This window comes from Brevundimonas vesicularis (assembly GCF_032067225.1).
Lineage (GTDB): Bacteria > Pseudomonadota > Alphaproteobacteria > Caulobacterales > Caulobacteraceae > Brevundimonas > Brevundimonas vesicularis_F.
In genome coordinates this window covers 10,708-16,207 of sequence record NZ_DAMBJX010000057.1, presented here as the reverse complement: position 1 = coordinate 16,207, position 5,500 = coordinate 10,708, and the positions used below count along the sequence as shown (strand labels likewise).

Here is a 5,500-nt window from a genome sequence, read left to right as displayed (position 1 = left end):
CCGCCTCGTCCAGCCAGGCGCCGGGCAGATAGACCCGTCCACCCTTAGCATCCTCGACCACGTCGCGAGCGATGTTCGTCAGCTGGAACGCGAGCCCCAAATCCTGAGCACGTCGCAAGGTCGGCGCATCGTCCACCCCCATGATCCGCGCCATCATCACCCCGACGACGCCGGCGACGTGATAGGCGTAGTCCAGCGTGTCCTCCAGCGTATCGTAACGCCGGCCGACCACGTCCATCTCGAACCCCTGCAACAGGTCCATCGCCTCGTCAGCAGGAATGCCATGACGCATGGCCACGCGTTGGAAGGCGGTGAAGACCGGGTCCGTCTGCGGCTCACCGGCCAGGGCGGCGGCGGTGCGCAAACGCAGTTCGTCCAGTTTCTCGCCGGCCAGCACCGGATCGATACCAACCGCGCCGTGGCCCAACACCTGTCCGTCGATCTCGTCGTCGCAGTGCCGGCACCAGGAATACAACATCCAGGCGTCGTCGCGGATCGCCGCCGGGAAAAGGCGCGCGGCGGCGGCGAAGCTCTTGGACCCCTGCTCCATCGACTGGCGGCTGTGATCCAGGACGGCGTCAGTCATGCCGGCTGCCTCGCGTCCTCGATCATCAGGGCGGCGGTGGCCTTGGCCGATCCGACCACGCCCGGCACGCCCGCGCCGGGATGGGTGCCGGCGCCCACAAAATAAAGGTTCGGGATCTGGTCGTCGCGGTTATGCACCCGGAACCAGGCGCTCTGCGTCAGGATCGGCTCCAGCGAGAAGGCCGAACCCTGGTGCGCGTTCAGTTGGTCGCGGAAATCGACCGGCGTGAAGATCCGGCAGGTATCCAGGTCCGCCGTCAAACCGGGGATGTAACGTTCTTCCAGATAGGCCAGGATCCGGTCGCGATAGCGCGGCCCCTCGACCGCCCAGTCGATGTCGGCCGAGGCCAGGTGCGGCACGGGCGCCAGCACATAGAAGGCGTCGCAGCCTTCCGGCGCCAGTGACGGATCGGTCCGCGTCGGCGCATGCAGATACAGCGAGAAGTCATCGGGCAGGTCCGGCCCCTTGAAGATTTCGGCGATCAGCTCGCGATAGCGCGGCCCGAACAGCACCGTGTGGTGGCGCACCTCCGGATGAACGCGCTTCAGGCCGAAATAGATGACGAACAGCGACATGGAGTGACGCCGCGACGCCAGCTTGGCGCCCTCCTTCTGACCGCGCGGTTCCTGACCCAACAAGCGCTGATAGGTGTGAACTACGTCAGCGTTGGAGGCGACCATGTCGAAGGCCAGCGTCTCGCCGTTCACCACCACGCCGGTCGCGCGACCGTTCGCCATGGTGATGCGCTCGACCGGACTGTTCAGCCGGACTTCCCCGTCAAGATCCTTGAGCAGACGCACCATGGCCTGGATCAGGGCGCCGGTGCCGCCACGCGGGAACCAGACGCCCCAGCGCCGCTCCAACGCATGGATCAAGGCATAAATTGACGAGGTCGCGAACGGATTGCCGCCGACCAGCAAGGAGTGGAAGCTGAACGCCTGGCGCAGGTGCTCGTCCTGAATATAGCTGGCGACCTTGTCATAGACCGACCGCCAGGCCTGGAGCCGCATCAGCTCCGGCGCAGCCTTGACCATGCTGGCGAAGTCCAGGAACGGCACGGCCCCCAGCTTCAGATAGCCTTCCTTCAGCAGGTCCTGCGAATAGGCCAGGAACTTGCGATAGCCTTCCTTGTCGGCCGGATTGCGCGCCACGATCTGGCGATCCAGCTCGTCCTGATCGTTGACGTAGTCGAAAACGTCGCCGTCTTCCCAGCACAGCCGATAGAAAGGCGCGACCGGCAGCAGTTCGACATAGTCCGACAGCTTGCGCCCGCTGGCCTCGAACAGTTCCTCCAGCGCCGACGGGTCGGTGATGACGGTGGGACCGGCGTCGAAGGTATAGCCCTTGTCCTTGAACACATAGGCCCGGCCGCCCTCCAGATCGCGGGCCTCGAACACCGTGGTCTGAATGCCCGCCGACTGCAGCCGTATGGCCAGCGACAAACCTCCGAAGCCCGATCCTATTACAGCAGCCCGCATCACGCACGTCCTCTTTCGACCATACAGGTCAGTGCGGCGCCGATCGGCACCGGGGGTTTTCCGCTCAGGATCCGCGCCTTGTCGGCGAGTGTGGATCCCGCGGCGTAGAAGCGTTCGACCAAAGGCTGGGGCAGACGATAGAAACGCTCCAGCACCTTGTATCGCTCGTCGGGCCGCGCCGCACGGAATAGCATCCGGTTCAGCAACCGATAAAAGCCTCGTCCGGCCCATACGTCATGCGCATGGCGGCGGATGTCTTCGGCGACGGTCGCCGGCTCGAAATCCCGCGCCAACCGGTCGGCCAGGCGCACCGCGTCCGGCAGGGAATAGCCGGTGGTCGGGTGAAACAGCCCCGCGCGCAGACCGCTGAGCGCCGTCGGACCCATCCGCGACAAATGCGCGCCGATGTCCCCGTCAAGCGCCACGGGCAGGACGCCGTCCTCCTCGCGCAAGACCGTCTCGATCTCCCAGCCCTGCGCGCGGGCGTAATCCAGCACGCCCTGCCGGAAGGCCGCGCGATCCAGCGCATCGCCGTCAGTGTAGCGCGTATCCTCGATCAGCAGCGTGCGATCATCGAACGGCAGGGTGTAGAGAAACCGGTAGCCCCCGGCCTGATCGACGCAGGCGTCCATGACGATGGGCGTGGTCAGACCGTGCGGCGCCGCCAGCCGCACCTCCAGCCCGGCGAACTTCTGAAAACCCAGCGCCAGATCCGGCGTCGCGGTTGGCCCGCGCCCATCGATCACCGCCTTGGCGCTCAGACGCCGTCCATCAGCCAGCAACGCTTCGGTCGGCGACACCGAGGCGACCAGCGCGCCCAGCATGACCTTTCCGGGCAAGGCCGCCTCGACCACCGCCGCGAACCGTTCGGCCGTGACGCTGCAATAGGGGGTCGACAGCGCGCGTTCGAACTGGGGAAAACGGACGCTGTATCCCGGCCAACGATGCACCACCAAGGGCGCGATCCAGTCGCGCTGATCCTGCGTCAGGTCGCTGTCGAAGAAGGACCAGGTGTGGACCCCGCCCAGGGTCTGCGCCGCCTCGACGATTCGCACGTCCAGATCAGGACGGACGCGCGACAGCCGCAGCGCCAGCAGGCCATTGGCCAGGCCGCCGCCGACCAGCAAAAGGTCCGGCGCGGAAGTGTCAGAGGCGTCGACCTGCATTCCAGACAGGTGGCACGCGACGACGCATGCGGCAAGCGAACAGGATGCTTACCGGGCCGCGATGCGCTAAGTTTCGCGCCATGTGCGCCGTCACGCCAATGCCACGGGTCGTCCCGAACCAGGCCCTGATCGGCCTGACGCTGGCTGGCCTGATCGCGGCGGCCTGGCTGAGCCTGCATATCTACGGCGTCTATTTTCATCGCTGGACGATGTGGAGCGTCCTGACCGTTCCGCTGATCGTCGCCTTCCAGACCTGGCTATCCGTCGGCCTGTTCATCGTCGCCCACGACGCCATGCACGGCTCGCTGGCTCCGGGACGCCCACGGCTGAACACGGCGATCGGCAGCTTGGCGCTAGCCCTCTACGCCGGATTTCGGTTCGCGCCCTTGAAGACGGCCCACCACGCCCATCACGCCGCACCCGGCACGGCGGACGATCCCGACTTTCACGCCGACGCCCCCCGCGCCTTTCTGCCCTGGTTCTACGGCTTCTTCCGCACCTATTTCGGCTGGCGAGAACTGGCCGTTCTGACGGTGCTCGTGGCTGTCGCCGTGCTGATCCTCGGCGCCCGCATGCCCAATCTTCTGGTCTTCTGGGCCGCGCCCGCCCTGCTCTCGGCGCTACAGTTGTTCACCTTCGGCACCTGGCTGCCCCACCGGCATACCAACGAAGCCTTTCCCGATCACCACAACGCCCGCACCAGCTCCTTCGGCCCGGTCCTGTCGTTGCTCACCTGTTTCAACTTCGGCCGTCACCACGAACACCACCTGACCCCCTGGAAGCCCTGGTGGAGCCTGTTCAGCTAGGCGTGCACGGCGGTCGTTCTCAACGGCGAAATACACTCATGAAGCCTCTGCTCCACCGCGCCGTGGGTGGCTGCTGATCGGCCTATGGTCGGAGAGGAATGGCGGAGACGGAGGGATTCGAACCCTCGGTACCCCTTACGGGGTACGACGATTTAGCAAACCGTTGCCTTCAGCCACTCGGCCACGTCTCCTGCGAGGGCGTCGATAGCGGAGGCTGATGCGTCGCGCAATCCGGTTCGAGAGAAAGCGTCCACGTTAACGCGACATAGAGGCCAAAGCGGCAGTATCGCGGCCATCATTCGCCCCCCGGATCGCTTCTGGACCGCCTGTTGCTCGACCGTCCCGCCAGTCTCGCCGCCGACACGCCGCTGAAAAGCCGGCCGTTGCGTGGGCCGTTCCGCCCGGAGATTTGGCTGAATGCGCGCGAGCGATCGTCCGTCCGACTGTCGGCGCATTATTTCCGGCTGATCGACGTGCTGATGGTTTGCGGACTGGCGTTCAGCGCGGTCCTGGCGATCCAGCCGACGGGCTTGGCCTCGATCACGGTCGGCGACGCCGCGCCCGTGGTCGTCGGCGCCGTTCTGGTGCTCATCCTGATGCGCGCGCTTCAGCTTTATCGATTCGGGCGCGACACGCCCTGGCCTCTGCACATGGCAGGCGTTGTGGGCGTGGGAGTCGTCTCGGCCGGCGTGGCGCTCGTTCTGGGTTGGCTGCTGGACCGCCCGGCGCTGGACGTCATTGCGCCTTGGGCGCTGACGACGACAGCCGCCCTGACCCTGCTGCATGGCCTGTGGTTGGTTGTCATCGCACGGTGGCGTCGGTTGGGCGTGCTGTCGCCCAACATCGTCATCGTCGGCGCGACCCGAAACGCGCGACGTCTGATCGAACAGGCGTTGGAGCGACGTGACATGAATGTGCTGGGCGTGTTCGACGACCGCTTGGCCAGATCGCCGGACAGCTTGGCCGGCGTGCCGGTGCTGGGGACTGCCAAGGCTCTGTTGACCCACCGGCTGACGCCCTATGTCGACCGGATCGTGCTGGCTATAGATCCCGAGACCGGCCAGCGCGTGCGCGACCTGACGCAGACCTTGAACGCCCTGCCCAATCCGCTGACGGTCCTGGTTGATTCAGAACTGGGTCGCGATGGACTGCTGAACAGGCTGGCCAATGCGCCGCTCGCGCCTCTGGATGGTCCTGCCAACCCGGACCGCCGCGCCTTCAACAAGCGGATGCAGGACCTGGTGATTGGCGCCGCAGCCCTGGTCGTCGCTGCGCCCATCATGGCCCTGGTGGCTCTGGCCGTGCGGCTGGATAGTCCCGGCCCCGTCTTCTTCCGCCAGCGCCGTCATGGCTTCAATCACGAGACCATTGTCGTGTGGAAGTTCCGCTCCATGCGCCACGCCGCCGCCGATGCGACCGCAAGCCGCCAGGTCTGCGCCGACGACGACCGCGTAACCCGTGTCG

At 66.1% G+C, this 5,500-nt stretch carries 5 protein-coding genes and 1 tRNA gene; 2 read left to right on the top strand and 4 right to left on the bottom strand.

The window, feature by feature from the left end:
* From RT123_RS13030 to crtY, 3 genes are all read right to left on the bottom strand, one after another.
* Window positions 1-586, bottom strand: a 586-nt coding sequence (locus RT123_RS13030; RefSeq protein ID WP_313009541.1) for a phytoene/squalene synthase family protein, incomplete at its 3' end; no start/stop codon positions are given.
* The gene (locus tag RT123_RS13025; protein WP_313009540.1) at window positions 583-2,064 is read right to left on the bottom strand and encodes a phytoene desaturase; all 1,482 of its coding nucleotides are present in this window, start codon (window positions 2,062-2,064) and stop codon (window positions 583-585) included. The genes RT123_RS13030 and RT123_RS13025, both read right to left, overlap by 4 nt.
* Window positions 2,064-3,230 (bottom strand): lycopene beta-cyclase CrtY, encoded by a 1,167-nt coding sequence (gene crtY / locus RT123_RS13020; protein WP_313009539.1) that lies wholly within the window; start codon window positions 3,228-3,230, stop codon window positions 2,064-2,066. Before crtY ends, RT123_RS13025 begins: the two co-directional genes overlap by 1 nt.
* A 98-nt stretch (window positions 3,231-3,328) precedes the next feature.
* On the opposite strand from crtY, the gene RT123_RS13015 reads away from it, so the two are divergent.
* Complete coding sequence (locus tag RT123_RS13015) at window positions 3,329-4,036, top strand: fatty acid desaturase (protein ID WP_313009538.1); 708 nt, start codon at window positions 3,329-3,331, stop codon at window positions 4,034-4,036.
* A 99-nt stretch (window positions 4,037-4,135) separates the two neighbouring features.
* On the opposite strand, the gene RT123_RS13010 is transcribed toward RT123_RS13015, so the two are convergent.
* A tRNA-Ser gene (locus RT123_RS13010) sits at window positions 4,136-4,227 on the bottom strand.
* Between the two features lie 138 nt (window positions 4,228-4,365).
* On the opposite strand from RT123_RS13010, the gene RT123_RS13005 reads away from it, so the two are divergent.
* The coding region (locus RT123_RS13005) for a sugar transferase (protein ID WP_313009537.1) at window positions 4,366-5,500 on the top strand (1,135 nt) is incomplete at its 3' end.

Excerpts from the sequence above, each read along its gene's own strand:
- crtY (WP_313009539.1), bottom strand. The coding sequence starts at position 3,230 with ATGCAGGTCGACGCCTCTGACACTTCCGCGCCGGACCTTTTGCTGGTC.
- RT123_RS13015 (WP_313009538.1), top strand. The coding sequence starts at position 3,329 with ATGCCACGGGTCGTCCCGAACCAGGCCCTGATCGGCCTGACGCTGGCT.
- RT123_RS13025 (WP_313009540.1), bottom strand. The coding sequence starts at position 2,064 with ATGCGGGCTGCTGTAATAGGATCGGGCTTCGGAGGTTTGTCGCTGGCC.